The following is a 17,524-nucleotide window of genomic DNA, read 5'->3' as shown; positions in this document are numbered from 1 at the left end:
ATATCAGATGATTCCTATCTCGCTTATTCAATCCACCGCCGAAACGCTGATGGACAAAGCGGCCATCGAAATCCCGCAGGATTATCTGGACGGTCTGCAAGAGGCCGCACGCACAGAGGATGGCGATCTATCGTCATTTGTCCTCAAAGCGATGCTCGAAAACTACGAAGCCGCGAAGGAAGATCGCCGCGCGATGTGTGGTGATACGGGCGTGCCGCGTTGGTTTGTGAAGATGGGAAATGATGCGGCTGTCGAAGGGGGCATGATTGCGTTGGAAGGCGCGTTGCGTCGTGCCACCGCCAGCGCCACCAACGGGGTTCCACTGCGTCCCAACCGCGTCCATCCACTTTGGCGGACGGATCATAACAATAACGTCGGCATTGGTGCGCCTGAAATTGAATACGGGTTTGAACCTGATGGTGATTGGATTGATCTGATCACGGTTCACAAAGGCGGGCTTTTCGGATCCGATTACCGGATGTTGTTTCCGTCGGATGGTATTCAGGGGATCAAACGGTTCTACCTCGATAGTCTGATGGCTTTCGGCAAACGGGGATTGGCCTGTCAGCCTGCGATCATCGGTATCGGGCTTGGCGGATCAAAAGACACCTGCATGACGCTTGGCAAACGGGCATCGACATTGCGGATTGTCGGGTCACGCAATAGCGATCCCGAGATTGCAAAGATGGAAGATGAATTCAAAGACCTTGGGAATTCCATTGGTATGGGGGCCATGGGCTTTGTCGGTAAGAACATGGTCATCGATTGCAACATCGAGGTGGGCTACTGCCATACAGGGGGGATGCCGATGTCGGTGCATGCGTTTTGTTTGTCATCGCGTAGAGCCGTGGCGCGGATATTCCGTGACGGGTGTGTTGAACATCGCACGGACCCCGATTGGTTTACACCCTACCAAAGGCGCGAAACCGTCGATTGGGCCCCAGTACAGGAGGCTGCCGAATGACCATTCGTGAAGTCCGTCTGTCTACGACCCCGACACCTGAAGCCATCGCTGACCTGCGGCTTGGCGACATCGTCTATCTTGATGGCCTCATGTATACAGCCCGCGAAGGCGTTTACATGCGCGCGCTCGAAGACAAAGCGAACATTCCGATGGAATTGCCAAGCCAGTCTGCCGCGAATTTCCACTGTTCGCCTGCCGCGCGCATCAATCCAGACGGTAGCTTTGACATGGGCGCGGTGACCGCTACCGCATCGTTTCGCTTTGCCAAATGGTTGCCCGAATGGATGGCCAAAACTGGCGCGAAATTGATCGTGGGCAAAGGCGGTATGACGTCAAAAGACTACAAGGACTATTTCGTCCCTAATGGCGCGGTCTATTTATCTACGGTTGGATATGGGACAGGCGCGCTCCTGGGGCGTGGCGTCGAAAGCGTCGAAGCTGTGCACTGGAACGAAGAACTTGGGATCGCGCAAGCAATGTGGGTCCTGAAATGTAATCGGATGGGACCGTTCATCGTGGCCTCTGATATGAACGGCGACTGCCTGTTCGAACGCGAAAACGCAAAAATCGCGGCCAATATTGCGCATGTGTACGAAGGCACAAAACCAGCAGTTCTCAAACGCTACGGCGAAACCGACGATAGGTCTGACGAAGTGATCTAGGACGCTTCTGCGATCACATCTGACAATGCGGCAAAGACTTCGTCCAGCAAGCGGGTTTTGATGTGATCCTTGCGGTACGCCAGTCCCAGCAATCGGGTAGGCGCATCGGTTCCCAGTGCGACCCGTTTCACCGCAACTTGTTCAAGCGGCTTTACGACAAGGTCAGGCACGATGGACACACCGAGGTTCGCTTGCACCATGCTTGTGATCGCTTCGGGACTATCAAGTTCCATCGCTTCCGTCACACGCACTTTGTTTGCGACCAGCCAGTTTTCAATCAATGTCCCGAGCACAGCGCGACGGTTGAACCGAATGAACGGTCGGCTGTGCAGCAACGCGATCGGATCATCCAGCGGGTCTTGGGCGTGGGCAATCAGTTGCAGGGGTTCGCGCGCGAGGTCCTTGAAGGCGATGTCGGCGGGCAGCAAATGGGGACGGGTGACAATCGCGGCATCGACGGACCCGCGCGAGATATCGGCGAGCAGGGTTTCGGTCAGGCCCGGTCGAATATGGATGCCAAGCGCGGGAAACCTGTCCTTCAACCGTGCCATTGCGTGTGGTGTCAGGCCGGTCAAAGTAGTCCGTAAAGCACCCAAGGTGACGACGCCGCTTAATCCATCGTCCCCCAGTACCGACGGCGCAAGGTTGTCGTAATCCGCGATCAACTGACGCGCCTTGCGGACGACGTCATGTCCGATTGGGGTCAGCTCAGGGGTGCGTGTGTCCCGATTAAACAGGGCCAACCCAAGGTTAGCCTCAAGCGTTTGCATTTGTTGGCTGACAGCTGCGTGTGTGACGCGAACCTCAACGGCAGCTGCGGAAAATGTGCGGGTATCGGCCACGGCCACCAGCGTGCGCAAAAGGCGGATTGTCATGGGATATGCTTGATACCTGTGGTCATAGCTGAACGATACGCAAGCAATCGGCGAATTCCAAGTCACGCAAAGCCACCGCGCATTGGGGGGTGTCAGCGTATTGCTGCAAGTTGAAGGGTATTGCGCTTGGAAAAACGCAAGGCCCGCCATATCTTAACAAAAGATCGCTAAAAGGATTACTTGATGTTGACCCGCCTGACCTTCGCCGCAGCCCTCGCGCTGACACCTGCCATAAGTTTTGCCAATGTGGCCAAAGAAGATGTGGCGAACCTGTTTGCGGCCATGGACCTTGATGCCATCGTGTCCATTATGCGCGAAGAAGGATTGGAATACGGGGAACAGATCGCTGAAGACCTGTTTCCGGATCGGACGTCTTCGGATTGGCCTGAAACGGTATCTCAGATTTACGACTACGACACCATGCGCGATGGGCTGGAAATGCAGTTCGGTGCAGCCTTGGGTGATGTGGACATCGACAGTCTGATCGCATTTTTCGAAGGTGACGTTGGCCAGACTGTCGTCGGTTTAGAAGTCGCGGCGCGCCGTGCGTTGATGGACGAAGACATCGAAGAGGCCAGCAAAGAAGCGGCGGCCATTGCAATTGCCGATGAAACACCACGGTTTTCGTTGGTCGAGGAATTCGTAGAGACAAATGATTTGGTGGAAACCAATGTCGTTGGGGCACTGAACGCAAACTACGCATTCTATTTGGGCCTGTTGGATGGCGGGGCCTTTGGCCAAGATCTGACAGAAGAACAAATTCTGACGGACGTTTGGAACCAAGAAACCGAAATCCGCAAGAACACGTACGAATGGGTCTATTCCTACTTGCTAATGGCTTACCAACCGCTCAGCGACGCCGAACTGCAGGCCTATATCGACTTTTCCGAAACCGAAGACGGGCAGGCGTTGAACACAGCTTTGTTTGTGGCCTTTGATGAAATGTTCGAAGGGATCAGCCGTGCGCTTGGTCTTGCTTCATCACAATACATGGCGGGGCAGGATCTATGATGCGCCCAAGCGCCTTGGCCGCTAGCGTGGTTTTCGCGACCGCAAACATGAGCCATGCAGACACGACCGAATTGATGTTCTGCGCCATGGAAAACAGTTCAAAGATGGTGTCGGTCCGATTGGACGGCGCGGATGTGACCTATGCATATGGCAATCTCAATGAAATGTCTGATCTCGTGCTGACCACACCAGCAGCAGATGTCGACTATCAACCTTGGCCGGGCGTTGGGAACACGATTTGGGAAACGATCACATTCTATAACGGCGACTACGAATACGTGGTTGTGATGGGTGCGGAACGTCAGGACAATCCGCAGAAATACGGCGGCATAACAGTGCGCAAAGCCGGAGAAGAGATTGCAGCGCTCGACTGCATTCCGTCCTCCGTCTCTTTCGACTTCGGCAACCACCTATATGATGCGAAGACACAAGCAGGGTGGTGTCTGGATCGCGGCGCAAAAGGCGGATGGACCCGCTGCGACTAGGAACTATAAACCATCAGCGCAGTGACCAAAGCGCCGGGGTTGTCGTCGTATATCCCGATGTCACCGCGTAACTGGACCAAACGGGCAGGGCGATCCTGCAGGGGAATGCCTGCTTCTTCCATCGCGGTGCTGATCGCTGGACCGCCGCCTGCCATGATTTCGGGGATGATCTGGTCAAAGTTGGATTTCACCGCGATTTCGACGCGTCCCCGCCGTTCGTTGTAGATTGCGTTTTCAGTCGCGGACGTCAGGGCGTTGACGGGCCACAGTAATGGATTGCCAAGGTGATTGGCTTCGCTACTGCAGGCGGCGAGAAATATCAGTGAAATAAGTGTGCTGCGCATGGTTTTGGCCTCTTTCTGGGCTTGACTTAAAATACATCTGCGCACATAAGCCGCCATCTCATCAAGGCACTTGGTGAGGGTAAAGCGAAAAACTGCCCTTACAGGCACGCAGTCCACAGGTACCAAACACTCGTTCAATCGGGGGCCTCAGAGACGCGAAAGACAAAGGAATACACTATGTTTGCGGTTCTTAAGACCGGTGGCAAACAGTACAAAGTTGCATCAGGCGACGTACTGCGTGTCGAAAAATTGGATGCCGCCGCTGGCGACCAGATCCAATTCAACGAGATTCTCATGGTTGGTAACACTGTTGGCGCTCCACTTGTGGAAGACGCTGGTGTTCAGGCCGAAGTTGTTGACCAAATCAAAGGCCCTAAGACGATTAACTTCGTTAAGCGCCGTCGTAAGCACTCTTCTGCACGTAAGAAGGGTCACCGTCAGCAGCTCACAGTTGTTCGCATCGGCGATATTCTTGAAGCAGGCGCTGGCAAGTCCGGCGTAAAAGCTGCCGTATCCGGTGCTGGTAAAGTTGTATCTGAAGCAATCGCTGCAGGTAACGGCGCACCAACATCCAAGAAAGCCGAAGCTGCTGCGAAACGCGCTTCTACTCCAAAGGCTGCGAAGCCTGCGGCGAAGAAAGCCGATAGCGCACCAGCAAAAGCTGCACCAAAGAAAGCTGCAAAAGCAGACGCCCCACAGGCTGAAGCTGAAGTTGCAAACGCTGGTACAAAGCCTGCTAACCTGCTGAAAGAAGCACGTGGCGGTCAGCCTGACGATCTGAAGCGTATTTCAGGCGTCGGTCCAGCACTCGAAAAGAAGCTGCATTCAAACGGCATCTTCCACTTCGATCAAGTTGCAGCTTGGACAGCAGACGAAATTGCGTATATGGATGACCAATTGTCATTCAAAGGCCGCATTGAGCGTGACGAGTGGCTGAAACAAGCCGCAGAATTCGCTAAAGAAGCGTAAGGAGAGACACCAATGGCACATAAAAAAGCAGGCGGTTCATCCCGTAACGGTCGCGACTCAGCTGGTCGCCGTCTTGGCGTGAAAAAGTACGGCGGCGAAGTCGTGATCCCAGGCAACATCATCATGCGTCAGCGTGGCACAAAGATGTGGCCAGGTATGGGCGTTGGCATGGGCAAAGATCACACGATCTTCGCAACCATCGAAGGCAACGTACAATTCCACAAAGGCCTTAAGGGCCGTACCTTTATTTCAGTTCTCCCAGTGGCGGAGGCCGCTGAGTAAACCGAAGTTTCCAAGGTAACGCATTTGGGGGGATCGGTGAACACCGGTCCCCCTTACTTTTTCATACTATCGACACGATATGAAAGTAGACGACAGTTCTGACGTGAGGCCCAGTTTGGGAGGCACCGGTTTTTCGAGGAGGGAAAGCCATGATGCACAATACAATCGCAACGCCGGATAAAGCGGCGACAAACGACCAGATCACAATTGCGGCGGACCGCTTTGTGTTGCGCCCATTGCGGCGTGCTGATGTGGGTCTTGTCGCAATGTATGCAGGTGACGAACGTATTGCGCGCGGTACCCGTGCCATGCCGCATCCTCTGCCTCCGGGGACTGTCGAAGCGATGATTGATCGCGCCAGCGCCGACGACCGGCTTGAAGATATCTGGATTTTGGACGGCACTGATGGCGGGAATGCCGAAGCATTGGGGCTGATCAGCCTCAACCGGATGGACCGTGATCAATCCGAGATTTTCTATTGGATCGCGCCTGCGTTCTGGAACACGGGTCTCGCGACCGAAGCTGTCCGGACATTGCTGGCCGCAAATCCGCACAACGCAAAGCAAATTTTTGCTGAAGCGTTTCAAGACAACCCAAGTTCGGCACGTGTGCTGACAAACAACGGGTTCGACTATCTGGGCGATGCGGAAGCCTATTCCGTTGCCCGCAAGGCTACGGTGCCAACATGGACGTATATGCTCAAAATGGGGTGACCCCCGTACCGGTGATCAAAACCGCGCGGCTTGAACTGCGTCCGATGGCGCTGTCTGATGTCGATGCGATTGTTCCGCAGTTGAATAATCTTGACGTGACGCGTTGGCTTTCGGTTGTTCCGCATCCTTATACTAAAGAGGACGCGACCTGGTTCATCGAAGAAAACCTTGCTGGTCGCGCCGCGTCGTGGTCGATTTTCGAAGATGATACGTTGATCGGAAACGTCGGCGGCGGTGATGCCCACGGGTATTGGCTGGGCCAAGACCACTGGGGGCAGGGCTATGCGACAGAGGCGGCGATGGCGGCCTGTGCGCACCATTTCGCCACAACCGACGATGTTGAGATCACCAGTAATTACTTCCTCGGCAACGTCGGGTCAGCCAACGTGCTGGGAAAGCTCGGCTTTTTGCCGACGGTTATTGGTACATCACATTGTGCGGCGACAGGCGCAGACGTGCAATCGCAAGGCATGGTGCTGACTCGTACTCGTTGGGAAAGCCTCCATAATGCTTGACCTGACTTATCACGAGATGTGTGCTGATGATCATGCTGATCTGACCGCGCTTGCTTCGGACTGGCGCGTCGTGCGGCAGCTGGGAGGATGGGCTTGGCCGATGGACCCTGATCAGGTTGCGAAATACTGCAAACCTTTTGAGGGGGACGGCTTTTGTTGGACGATCAAGCACAGTGGTGAATGGGCCGGTCGGATCGGCGTAACCGGTGCAAACATTGGCTATACTCTGCCGCGATCAGTTCACGGACGTGGGATTGCGACGCAAGCAACGCGCCACGCCACGGCGCATTTCTTTGATACCAATGATGCAGATGTTTTGACGGCCACAACATGGATCGACAATCCGGCATCTCATCGGGTGCTCATAAAATGCGGTTTTACCCACTGGCAAACTTGCTATCGCCATGCACTGGCCCGTGGCTACCCGGTTGCATCACGCCAATATCGCTTAACCCGCACCGACTAGCAGCGCTTGAGAGCCTGCGCGAAATAGATTAAGCGCCATCCAACACTGGTAGAAAGCACCCGATCCTATGAAGTTCCTCGATCTCGCCAAAGTCTATATCCGCTCGGGCAGCGGCGGCGGTGGCTGTGTGTCTTTCCGCCGCGAAAAGTTTATCGAATACGGTGGCCCTGACGGCGGCGACGGCGGCAACGGCGGGTCGGTCATTGCAGTGGCTGTCGAAAGCCTGAACACGCTGATCGATTTCCGCTACCAGCAGCACTTCTTTGCGAAGAACGGCCAGCATGGCATGGGGTCACAGCGTACAGGGGCCACAGGTGACGACATCATCCTGCGCGTACCCGTCGGGACCGAAATTATCGACGAAGACGAAGAAACGATCCTGTGTGATATGACAGAGGTCGGCCAGCGGTTTGTGATCGCCAAGGGTGGTAACGGCGGCTGGGGTAACCTGCACTTTAAATCGTCCACAAACCAAGCACCACGCCGTGCAAACCAAGGCCAAGAAGGCATCGAACGCACGATCTGGCTGCGGTTGAAACTTATTGCGGACGTCGGACTGTTGGGGATGCCAAATGCCGGCAAATCCACGTTCCTCGCTGCCACATCCAATGCACGGCCGAAGGTTGCAGATTATCCATTTACGACGCTTGTGCCTAACTTGGGCGTCGTCGGCGTTGATAACGTTGAATTTGTTGTTGCTGATATTCCGGGCTTGATCGAAGGCGCATCCGAAGGGCGCGGTCTTGGCGATCTGTTCTTGGGTCACGTTGAACGCTGTTCAGTACTGCTGCACCTTGTCGATGGCGCGTCTGGCGATCCGGTGAAAGACTACGAAACGATCATCGGTGAACTCGAAGCCTACGGCGGAGACCTTGCGGATAAGCCGCGCGTAACCGTGTTGAACAAAATCGACGCGCTCGACGATGAAGAACGTGAATTCATCAAAGAAGAACTGGAAGCAGCGACAGGGTCTCCCGTCATGCTGATGTCCGGCGTCAGCACCGAAGGCGTGACCGATGTGTTGCGCGCGTTGCGTGACCAGATTGACGCGGACAAGCTGCGCCACCGTATTGCGGAGGCGGCCGAGGAAGAAGACGAGGACGCACCGTGGCAGCCTTAACAGACGCAAAACGATTAGTTGTAAAGATCGGATCAGCGCTACTGGTTGATCGGGACACGGGCGATTTCCGCGGTGACTGGCTGCAATCGCTGGTGGATGATGTGGCCGTTCTGCGCGCACGCGGCACCGACGTGGTGCTGGTATCTTCCGGATCAATCGCGTTGGGGCGCGGGGTCTTGGACCTGCCAGCGGGGCCACTGCCGCTAGAGCAATCCCAAGCGGCAGCCGCTGTCGGGCAAATCCGGCTCGCACGTTACTACGAAGAAGCATTGGCCAAACACGGGCTGTCGGCGGCGCAAATCCTTGTCACGCTTGAGGATTCGATGGACAGGCGGCGCTATCTGAACACGCGTGCCACGATGGAAACGCTGTTGTCGCTGGGCGTGACGCCGATTGTGAACGAAAACGACACGATCGCGACGGACGAAATTCGCTACGGCGATAATGATCGACTGGCAGCACAGGTGGCCGTGACCATCGGCGCGGATCAGCTGGTGTTACTATCAGACGTCGATGGTTTCTACACGGCGAACCCGCAACAAGACGCCACGGCCAAGCGGCTGGACGTGATCGACACCATCACACCCGAGATCGAAACGATGGCGGGCGATGCGGGTTCAGGCTTGTCAAAGGGTGGGATGAAGACAAAAGTCATGGCAGCACGCGTCGCGGTTGAAGCAGGCTGCGCCATGGCGATCACATTAGGGTCGCCATTAAACCCATTGAAAACGCTGGATAACGGTGCACCGTGCACGTGGTTCACCGCACAGACCGACCCACAAGCCGCCCGCAAACGGTGGATTGCCACAATGAAACCAAATGCGCAGGTGGTGATTGATGCGGGTGCGCTGGACGCGCTGCGACGTGGCAAAAGCCTGCTACCGGCAGGCGTTGTCGCGGTCAGTGGCAGTTTCGGGCGTGGCGACCCAGTCGCGATAGAAAATGAAGCAGGCCAAGTGCTTGGCGTGGGGCTGTCACGTTACACAAGCGCCGAGGCCCGCCAGATCAAAGGCTGCCGGACGCAAGATATTGAAGACGTGCTGGGTTACAAAGGGCGCACCGCCTTGATCCATCGCGATGACATGGTGCTGTGAGGAAAAAAATGACTGAAATCAAAGATATGATGCATGAAATTGGCGCAAACGCACGCGCCGCAGCAGCGATCCTCGCAGCAACTCCGGCACCGGCAAAGCGCAAAGCATTGGAGGCCGCAGCAGGCGCCGTCTGGGCACAGCGTGACCACATTATTGCAGAGAACGTCAAAGACATGGCTTTTGGCGCGAACAAGGGCCTCAGCCCTGCGATGATGGACCGCCTCATGCTGGACGAGGACCGCATCAAAGGCATGGTCGATGGGTTGCGTGCGGTGGCCGCGCAAGACGATCCCGTTGGCGAAGTGACCGAAGAATGGACGCAACCCAGTGGCCTGCACATTCAACGTGTCCGCACGCCGATTGGCGTGATTGGTGTGATCTACGAAAGCCGCCCGAATGTGACGGCGGACGCAGGCGCGCTTTGTCTGAAATCCGGCAACGCTGTGATTCTACGGGGCGGGTCGGAAAGTTTTCATTCAGCAACGGCCATCAATGCGTGTTTGCAAGAAGGGCTCCGTGCGGCAGGGCTGCCGGAGGCGGCCATCCAATTGGTCCCCACCCGCGACCGCGAAGCCGTCAGCGCGATGTTACAAGCCGTTGACCACATCGACGTGATCGTGCCGCGTGGTGGCAAAGGTCTTGTTGGGTTGGTGCAAAAAGAAGCCCGGGTGCCTGTTTTTGCGCATCTTGAAGGGATTTGCCATGTCTACGTAGATGGATCTGCGGACTTGGAAAAGGCGCGCGCGGTCTTGTTGAACGCGAAAACGCGCCGGACCGGGATTTGCGGATCTGCAGAAACGGTTCTGATCGACCAAGCCTTTTTTGACGCGCAAGGCGCCGGACTGGTGAATGATCTGATCGCGGCAGGTGTCGAAGTCCGCGCGGACGGACCCTTGGCAAAAGTCGAAGGAACGATACCCGCGAAACCAGATGATTTTGGCCGCGAATTTTTGGACATGATCATCGCGGCACGCGTTGTTGACGGTGTCGACGGTGCGATTGCGCATATTCGGGAACACGGGTCCAACCACACAGACGCAATTATCTGCGAAGATGACGTTGTTGCGCAAACTTTCTTCACGCAACTCGACAGTGCGATCCTGATGCGCAACGCTTCTACGCAGTTTGCCGATGGTGGCGAATTCGGGATGGGTGCGGAAATTGGGATCGCGACGGGCAAGCTTCACGCCCGTGGACCCGTTGGCGCAACCCAATTGACGAGCTTTAAGTACCTCGTCACGGGCGACGGAACGATCCGATCTTAATCGCAGTTACCGGAATGTCGCGGTGATTTGGTCACCTGTTACTGCGACATTCAGGGTGCGGCGCGCCTCTTGCAGCACAATGGGAAGCAGGGCGAATTGCACTTCGGCGGCGGAATGTTCGTATCCCAATCGGGGCCGGGTCAGGCTGTCCCACAGGCTTTGGTCATAGTTCATCCGGTCGCCATGGGCCGTTAGGGTCCATGTATCGGCGTCTTGGATAATGGTGATGTCGCCACCGACAGGAAACGCGGTTTCAAAACATTGCAGCAGTAGAAACGCGATGCGCACGTCGCGCCGCGCATGATCGTTGTCGACCTGCCAGTAATACGTAAACCGTCCTGATTTTGCGGTGGCTGACAGGATCGACAGGACTTCGGTCCGGCCAATGATCTGATCGGCACTGGCGGCACCAAAGGCCACGCGAAAAAACCTGATCCGTGCATTTGCGTTCTCGACACTTTCGCTGATCAGCGCCATTTCCGGCCCCGAAGTCGATTCAGTCAGTCCAATCAATTCGACCCCATTGCCGATTGCCCCAATTGGACTGATAAGGTCATGGCATATACGAGATCCGACCAGTGCTGCGATATCATTGCGCATGATTTGGGCCTAACGTGAAAGAGATACGATGTCTGAGATGAACGCGATACTTGAGCCGGGCATGATCGTCCGTCACACTGAAAAGCCAGAGTGGGGCGATGGGCAGGTCCAATCGAATATTGCAGGAAAAATCACGGTCAATTTTCGCGAAGAAGGAAAGGTCGTTATGGATGCCGCACACGTCATTCTTGAAATAGTCACCTTCTGAAATATCTTGCAACCAAGGGTAGCGTAAGCAGTAATTCTGTCAACTCATGTCTGTTTTGTGTAGCTGCAGAAAGTTGATAGAGTGTTAACAATCGCTAACCATCAATTTCCATCTCAGGACATAATGCCAGTCCCATGAATATCGTTTCTCCACCTTCCCGATTTGCGGTCTCGTTGGCCCAAGGACCAGAAGACCTGCACGCGGTGCAACGGTTACGTTATGATGTCTTCTGCAAGGAAATGGGAGCTGATAGCGCTGGAACTGACCACGCTGCGCAAACCGAAGGTGACCCTTTTGATACGTTTGCCGATCATCTGATTTTGCGTGATTTGTCATTGAAAGGTGCAGCGCAAGTCATTGGAACATATCGTCTTATGCGAAATAAGCAGGCGATTGAAGCGGGCGGTTTTTACTCGGCTCGCGAATTTGACCTGTCATCTTTGACCGACGGACGCGACGATGTGTTGGAACTAAGCCGATCCTGTATTCGGGCGGATTATCGCGGCGGATTGTCTTTGATGCACCTGTGGCAGGCATTGGCCCGTTACGTCGAGACCCATCATATTTCGTATTTGTTTGGCGTTGCGTCCTTTCCGGGCGTCGATTTGGGAGTTCACCGGAACGCAATTCGGTACTTGCATGCGAAGCATCTGGCACCCGCAGATATACGTCCCTGTGCGCATGGTGACGGAGCCGTTGATCCGTCCGAATTTGCGGGCGACGTGGATGATCATCGGGCCGCTATGGTCGCGATGCCGTCTTTGATCAAAGCGTACCTTCGAATGGGTGGCGTTGTGGGGGCTGGGGCGTTTGTTGATCTCGATTTTCAAACGACGGATGTGTGCATGATCTTGGAAACTGCGCAGTTGTCAGCGCGTCAGCGCGCCATGCTGGGGGCCCAATAACGTGACGAAACCTTGGGATTCGGTCGACCATCCGACAATGCCCGCAATCGGGATGATCGGTTGGTTTCACATTGTCCGACGGGGCGTGCCGCTGATCTTTATGATCGCGGTGTGTTTGGTGTTGCTCTTGGTCGTGCGATTGATCGAAGCTCCAATCTGGAAGGCCAAGCGCCCGATCACGCCGTTCATCACGCAGTTCGTTTGCAAGAACGCGTTTTATATCATGGGTATACGGCACGAAGTTCAGGGCACAGTGATGCGCGGACCCGGTGCTGTTGTCGCCAATCATGTGTCTTGGCTGGATATCTTTGCGCTGAACGCGACTAAGCGGATTTACTTCGTGTCGAAGTCAGAAGTTGCCAAATGGCCCGGTATCGGCTGGCTCGCACGGGCCACCGGAACGGTTTTTATTCAGCGTGATCGGAAAAGTGCAAAAACGCAGGTTTCTGTTTTTCAGGAACGATTAAGGGCGGGCCATAAGCTGTTGTTTTTCCCTGAAGGTACGTCGACGGATGGGCTTCAGGTTCTTGGGTTCAAGCCGACGCTGTTTGCCGCGTTTTTTGACGATGATCTGCGCGAGACTATGCGCATCCAGCCGGTAACGGTCAAATATATTCCGGATGAAAGCAGCGATCCCCGTATCTACGGTTGGTGGGGCGATATGGACTTTGGTCCGCATCTGCTGGCCACACTGGCCGCAACCCGTCAGGGCGCGGCCAGTGTGCGGTATCATGAACCCGTAAACGTGCGCGATTTCGAAAACCGTAAAGACCTAAGCCTTGCTGTTGAAACTGCGGTGCGCGCGGGCCTAAGCCACGATCGCTGAACGTAGATCGGCAAAAGCTGCAATTGGATCTTCTGCGGACCATATTTCGTTGCCGATACCGAAGAAATCAGTGTGCGGCGAAATCTTGGTGATCAATTCTTTGGTCAACGCCCCTTCCGCGACAACCGGTACTTCGATCATCATGGACCACCATTCGAACAGGTCGACTTCTGCTTGTGATCCATCTCCCAGCGACGTCTGTCCGCAGGGGCCGAACGCCACATAATCCACGCCCAGTTCACCGGCTGTCATACCGTCGTGGCGAGAATTCCCGCAGAAACTGCCGACAATGGCATCATCACCCAGCTCTTTACGGACTTTCTTCACAGAACGTGCGCCGTCTGTCAGGTGAACGCCATCAAGGCCCAGACGTTCGACCAGTTGGATATGTGTGTCGATCACCAATGCGACGTCGCGCGCGTGGGTCACTTCGCGTAGGGCGTCTGCCGTGCGGGCGATCACGTCTTCGTCTTTTGTGCCTAAGGCCAATCTGACGCATCCGACCTCTGCGGCATCAAGACAGGCGCCGAGAATATCCGGATAGGTCATCAATTCGACCTCTGACGGGGTGATCAGGTACAGCTGGGGCAGTTCTACGTCTGAGTCGGCCATGGGTAAATTCCGTCTTTTATCTTGTGTTGCCCCCCTTTAGCTGGATTTTTGCCGCTTGGCTATCAGTGTCGCAAAGCTGTTACGCTTGTCTTAACCGCGCGTGCCACGTATCAGGCGGGCGATCTTTAAAGGAACCGAAATGCCCCAAGATACGCCTCAACCCGCGTTTGTTCTGATCCGTCCGCAGATGGGTGAAAATATTGGTGCGGCTGCGCGCGCGATGTGGAATTTCGGATTGGACCGGATGCGGATTACAAGTCCGCGAGATGGGTGGCCAAACCAAAAGGCCGTTGCGATGGCCAGCGGTGCGGGGCGGCTGTTGGACGAAGCTGTGATGTGCGACAGCACTGCCGATGCAATTGCCGATTGTACCTATGTCTATGCCACGACTGCGCGTCCCCGCGAGCTGACAAAGCCAGTATTTACGCCCGCATTCGCCATGAAGGACGCCGCGCAACGTATTGCAAATGGTGAAAAAGTTGCAATCCTGTTTGGACCTGAACGGGCAGGGATGGAAAACGACGACATCGCCAAGGCGAACGCGATTATCTCGGTCCCTGTGAACCCTGAATTTGCGTCGCTGAATCTTGCGCAATGTGTGCTGCTGACCGCTTATGAATGGCGTCAGGCGACCGTGGACACCGTGCCATCCACAGTTTCCATGGAGGGTGAATGGGCGTCACACGCGGAAATGGAAGCGCTGGCGACCCATTACGAAGACCGGATGGAAACCGCCGGTTTCTTCTATCCCGAACACAAAGCGCCGAGCATGAAGATCAATTTGCGTAACCTGTGGTCGCGTCTGCCGTTGACCCGCGCGGATGTGCAAATGTTGCACGGCGTGATGCGACAAATGGTGCGCTGGAAAGAGCGCGATTAAGCCCCAAATTGCCCTGTGACTCGCGTGCACAACCCGTGCACAATGCGTGCACTGACACATCCGGAGATCCCGTAAATGGCGACCAAGCCCCGCAATATTTTTGAAGAGGTCAATACGACCGAAAAGAAAGCCGTCACGACTGGCGGGATCGACGCGAAAGGACAGGGCGCGCGTAAGGGCATTCGCGCGTGGCTTTACGTTTTGTTTGCGCTTGTCGCGGTCATGATCGCTGTTGGTGGTTTGACGCGGTTGACCGACAGCGGATTGTCGATCACGGAATGGAACCCCGTGTCGGGTGCGTTGCCGCCGATGAATGCCGCGGATTGGCAGGTCGAATTTGATAAATACCGTCAAATACCCGAGTACCAAGAACAGAATAAAGGCATGTCCCTGACTGAATTCCAGTTCATCTACTGGTGGGAATGGGGACACCGTCAGTTGGGCCGTTTCATTGGTGTTGTCTGGGCGCTTGGTTTCCTTGGGTTTGCGATTACCCGCAATATTCCAACAGGTTGGACGGGGAAGTTGTTGTTCATCGGCGCCTTGGGCGGCCTGCAAGGCGCGATTGGCTGGTGGATGGTGTCCAGTGGACTTGAAGCGGGGATGCTGGATGTGGCGTCTTACCGGCTTGCCACGCATCTGGGCCTCGCGTTTGTGATTTTCGGGTTTATTGCGTGGTACATTCTGCGGCTTTCGCGTCGCGAAGCGGACCTGCTGCAGGCGCGTCGTTTGGGAAATCCGACACTTGCGAAATGGGCGTCGGTTTTGGTTGGACTGACGTTCATCCAGATATTGTTGGGCGCTTTGGTCGCCGGCATTGATGCGGGCCGCGCTTTTCCGCAATGGCCGCTGATGGCAGGTGGGTTTTTACCGCCTGATCCGTTTGTGCTTGAACCTGTTTGGCGCAACTTCTTTGAGGACGCGGGGCTGGTCCAGTTTATGCACCGGATGGCGGGCTATGTCCTGTTTGTCTTCGGGATCGTCGTCTGGCTGCGTGCGCGCAAATCGGCCAATGCGCAAACACGGTTTGGTTTTAATTTGGTGTTGGCGATGATGGTTGTTCAGATGCTGCTGGGTATTGTGACCGTGTTGTATTCTGCGCCGTGGCAAATCGCGATTGTGCATCAGTTTGGCGCGGTTGTGCTGTGGGTTCTGGTCCTGCGGGCGCGGTTCTTGGCGACTTATCCGTTGCCGCAATCTGTTCGGGGGGCTGTGTAGATGTCCGCTTATGCAGAATTGATGGCGTTTCAGCGTGAAACCGAAGCGCTGTCTCAGGTCGCTGGCCGTTTGGGCTGGGATCAGGAAACGATGATGCCGGAAGGGGCAACTGACCAACGCGCCGAAGAACATGGTGCGATGGCGAACGTGCTACATGCGCGGCGGATTGATCCGCGGATTGGTGACTGGCTTGAGACCGCAAAGGCTGCAAACGATGTTGAAGCTGCAAACCTACGGCAGGTCAAACGATCGTATACGCGGACGTTAAAAGTGCCTGCTAAACTAGCGGCGGAACTTGCAAAAACCACGTCGCTTGCGCATCGCGTGTGGGCGGTTGCACGGGCCAATGAAGACGTCGCAGCGTTCCTGCCAATGTTGGACAAGGTTGTGGCGCTTCGGCGGGAAGAAGCCGCTGCGGTTGCGGGCGATGCGGATGCCTATGACGCCTTGCTGGACGACTATGAACCGGGTGCGACGGGTGCTGAACTGGGTGCGATGTTTGACGCGTTGCGTCCGCGTCTGGTGGCGCTGCGTGCTGCGATCCTGGACAAACCTGCGCCTGCCGCATTGTCCGGTTCCTTTAACGAGGCGGCACAGCTGGCTTTGTCGACTAAGCTGGCGCAAACCTTTGGGTATGGCCTGAAAAGCGGACGGATTGATAAGGCCGTTCACCCGTTTTCGAGCGGGTCCGGTTTGGATGTGCGGATCACGACGCGCACTGAGGAACGTGATCCATTCAATTGTTTTTACTCGACAATCCATGAAGTCGGCCATGCGTGTTATGAGCAAGGGATCGACAAACAGCATCTACTGACGCCGCTGGGTGGCGGCGTGTCGATGGGTGTGCATGAAAGCCAAAGCCGGATTTACGAAAACCAGCTTGCGCGGTCGGAGGCGTTCACTGGATGGCTCTATGGTCAGATGCGTGATGCGTTTGGGGACTTTGGGATCGCGGATGCGCGTGCGTTTTATGCCTGCGTGAACCGTGTGACGGACGGGTTTATCCGTACCGAAGCCGACGAGGTGCAATATAACTTGCACGTTCTGCTGCGGTTCGATCTGGAACGGGCGCTGATGTCAGGCGATTTGGCCGTCGCGGATCTAGAGGCCGCGTGGAACGATCGGTTCTTGGCTGATTTTGGGTATGCCGTGGACAAGCCGTCAAACGGGGTGTTGCAGGACGTGCATTGGTCCGAAGGTTTGTTTGGGTATTTCCCAACGTATACGCTTGGGAATGTCTATGCGGGTTGCTTGAATACAGCGATGCGGACGGCAGTCCCTGCGGTCGATGCCGATCTTGCAAATGGCGACACAGGTGCGGCCACTGGATGGTTACGCGAGAATGTTCAACGCTTTGGTGGTCTTTATGAACCCAAAGATTTGATCACGCGCGCGACCGGTGCAGCGCCGAGCGAGGCGCCATTGCTGGATTACCTCGAAGCAAAGTTTGGCGATATTTACGATCTGTAGAATGGCCCTGCGGGGCCATCTGGGGTTTTGCACCCCAGAC

22 protein-coding genes are annotated in these 17,524 nt (G+C 55.6%); 18 read left to right on the top strand and 4 right to left on the bottom strand.

The annotated features are described in order from the left end of the window. The first annotated feature begins 7 nt into the window (after positions 1-7). Entirely contained in the window at positions 8-964 is a 957-nt protein-coding gene (locus K3729_11350; GenBank protein UWQ98066.1) for a fumarate hydratase, read from the top strand. After that, positions 961-1,626 (top strand): fumarate hydratase C-terminal domain-containing protein, encoded by a 666-nt coding sequence (locus K3729_11345; GenBank protein UWQ98065.1) that lies wholly within the window; start codon positions 961-963, stop codon positions 1,624-1,626. Before K3729_11350 ends, K3729_11345 begins: the two co-directional genes overlap by 4 nt. On the opposite strand, the gene K3729_11340 is transcribed toward K3729_11345, so the two are convergent. Continuing rightward, positions 1,623-2,501, bottom strand: a complete 879-nt coding sequence (locus tag K3729_11340) for a LysR family transcriptional regulator (GenBank protein UWQ98064.1) — start codon at positions 2,499-2,501, stop codon at positions 1,623-1,625. The genes K3729_11345 and K3729_11340 overlap by 4 nt on opposite strands. A gap of 183 nt (positions 2,502-2,684) precedes the next feature. On the opposite strand from K3729_11340, the gene K3729_11335 reads away from it, so the two are divergent. Both K3729_11335 and K3729_11330 read left to right on the top strand, forming a co-directional pair. Next, complete coding sequence (locus K3729_11335; protein UWQ98063.1) at positions 2,685-3,512, top strand: DUF2059 domain-containing protein; 828 nt, start codon at positions 2,685-2,687, stop codon at positions 3,510-3,512. After that, positions 3,509-3,997 carry a hypothetical protein gene (locus tag K3729_11330; protein ID UWQ98062.1) on the top strand — a complete coding sequence of 163 codons (489 nt, stop codon included), beginning with the start codon at positions 3,509-3,511 and terminating at the stop codon, positions 3,995-3,997. The genes K3729_11335 and K3729_11330 overlap by 4 nt, the downstream gene beginning before the upstream one ends. On the opposite strand, the gene K3729_11325 is transcribed toward K3729_11330, so the two are convergent. Further along, complete coding sequence (locus K3729_11325) at positions 3,994-4,341, bottom strand: hypothetical protein (protein ID UWQ98061.1); 348 nt, start codon at positions 4,339-4,341, stop codon at positions 3,994-3,996. The two genes, K3729_11330 and K3729_11325, sit on opposite strands and share 4 nt — an antisense overlap. A 177-nt stretch (positions 4,342-4,518) precedes the next feature. Between K3729_11325 and rplU the strand changes: the two genes are divergently transcribed. The 8 genes from rplU (at position 4,519) to K3729_11285 (ending at position 10,765) form a co-directional block, all read left to right on the top strand. Further along, on the top strand, positions 4,519-5,310 hold the full coding sequence (gene rplU / locus K3729_11320; protein ID UWQ98060.1) for a 50S ribosomal protein L21: 792 nt from the start codon (positions 4,519-4,521) through the stop codon (positions 5,308-5,310). 12 nt (positions 5,311-5,322) lie between these two features. Next, the gene (gene rpmA / locus K3729_11315) at positions 5,323-5,592 is read left to right on the top strand and encodes a 50S ribosomal protein L27 (GenBank protein UWQ98059.1); all 270 of its coding nucleotides are present in this window, start codon (positions 5,323-5,325) and stop codon (positions 5,590-5,592) included. 152 nt (positions 5,593-5,744) lie between these two features. After that, positions 5,745-6,305: a GNAT family N-acetyltransferase gene (locus K3729_11310; GenBank protein ID UWR01025.1), complete on the top strand. Its 561-nt coding sequence runs from the start codon at positions 5,745-5,747 to the stop codon at positions 6,303-6,305. Next, a complete protein-coding gene (locus K3729_11305; protein UWQ98058.1) occupies positions 6,278-6,820 on the top strand; it encodes a GNAT family N-acetyltransferase in 543 nt (180 codons plus the stop codon). Before K3729_11310 ends, K3729_11305 begins: the two co-directional genes overlap by 28 nt. Beyond that, positions 6,813-7,286 carry a GNAT family N-acetyltransferase gene (locus tag K3729_11300; protein UWQ98057.1) on the top strand — a complete coding sequence of 158 codons (474 nt, stop codon included), beginning with the start codon at positions 6,813-6,815 and terminating at the stop codon, positions 7,284-7,286. The genes K3729_11305 and K3729_11300 overlap by 8 nt, the downstream gene beginning before the upstream one ends. A gap of 67 nt (positions 7,287-7,353) precedes the next feature. Then, on the top strand, positions 7,354-8,406 hold the full coding sequence (gene obgE / locus K3729_11295) for a GTPase ObgE (GenBank protein ID UWQ98056.1): 1,053 nt from the start codon (positions 7,354-7,356) through the stop codon (positions 8,404-8,406). Further along, complete coding sequence (gene proB / locus K3729_11290; protein ID UWQ98055.1) at positions 8,394-9,500, top strand: glutamate 5-kinase; 1,107 nt, start codon at positions 8,394-8,396, stop codon at positions 9,498-9,500. Before obgE ends, proB begins: the two co-directional genes overlap by 13 nt. Positions 9,501-9,508: 8 nt before the next feature. Next, entirely contained in the window at positions 9,509-10,765 is a 1,257-nt protein-coding gene (locus K3729_11285) for a glutamate-5-semialdehyde dehydrogenase (protein UWQ98054.1), read from the top strand. Between the two features lie 6 nt (positions 10,766-10,771). Here K3729_11285 and K3729_11280 read toward each other — a convergent pair whose 3' ends face one another. After that, complete coding sequence (locus K3729_11280) at positions 10,772-11,365, bottom strand: histidine phosphotransferase (GenBank protein ID UWQ98053.1); 594 nt, start codon at positions 11,363-11,365, stop codon at positions 10,772-10,774. 28 nt (positions 11,366-11,393) lie between these two features. Between K3729_11280 and K3729_11275 the strand changes: the two genes are divergently transcribed. From K3729_11275 to K3729_11265, 3 genes are all read left to right on the top strand, one after another. Next, positions 11,394-11,573, top strand: coding sequence for a DUF3553 domain-containing protein (locus tag K3729_11275; protein UWQ98052.1), 180 nt, complete (start codon positions 11,394-11,396; stop codon positions 11,571-11,573). A 134-nt stretch (positions 11,574-11,707) separates the two neighbouring features. After that, positions 11,708-12,478 carry a GNAT family N-acetyltransferase gene (locus K3729_11270; protein ID UWQ98051.1) on the top strand — a complete coding sequence of 257 codons (771 nt, stop codon included), beginning with the start codon at positions 11,708-11,710 and terminating at the stop codon, positions 12,476-12,478. Between the two features lie 37 nt (positions 12,479-12,515). Continuing rightward, positions 12,516-13,304 (top strand): 1-acyl-sn-glycerol-3-phosphate acyltransferase, encoded by a 789-nt coding sequence (locus K3729_11265; GenBank protein ID UWR01024.1) that lies wholly within the window; start codon positions 12,516-12,518, stop codon positions 13,302-13,304. Here K3729_11265 and K3729_11260 read toward each other — a convergent pair. Further along, positions 13,287-13,916 carry a thiamine phosphate synthase gene (locus tag K3729_11260; protein UWQ98050.1) on the bottom strand — a complete coding sequence of 210 codons (630 nt, stop codon included), beginning with the start codon at positions 13,914-13,916 and terminating at the stop codon, positions 13,287-13,289. The two genes, K3729_11265 and K3729_11260, sit on opposite strands and share 18 nt — an antisense overlap. A gap of 139 nt (positions 13,917-14,055) precedes the next feature. On the opposite strand from K3729_11260, the gene K3729_11255 reads away from it, so the two are divergent. From K3729_11255 to K3729_11245, 3 genes are all read left to right on the top strand, one after another. Further along, positions 14,056-14,796, top strand: a complete 741-nt coding sequence (locus K3729_11255; protein UWQ98049.1) for an RNA methyltransferase — start codon at positions 14,056-14,058, stop codon at positions 14,794-14,796. 75 nt (positions 14,797-14,871) lie between these two features. Next, positions 14,872-16,014: a COX15/CtaA family protein gene (locus tag K3729_11250; GenBank protein ID UWQ98048.1), complete on the top strand. Its 1,143-nt coding sequence runs from the start codon at positions 14,872-14,874 to the stop codon at positions 16,012-16,014. Then, on the top strand, positions 16,015-17,484 hold the full coding sequence (locus K3729_11245) for a carboxypeptidase M32 (protein UWQ98047.1): 1,470 nt from the start codon (positions 16,015-16,017) through the stop codon (positions 17,482-17,484). The last annotated feature ends 40 nt before the right edge of the window (positions 17,485-17,524 follow it).

This window comes from Rhodobacteraceae bacterium S2214 (assembly GCA_025141675.1).
GTDB lineage: Bacteria > Pseudomonadota > Alphaproteobacteria > Rhodobacterales > Rhodobacteraceae > Yoonia.
The sequence above is the reverse complement of the archived record's forward strand: the minus strand, read 5'-3'. Positions and strand labels throughout refer to the sequence as shown.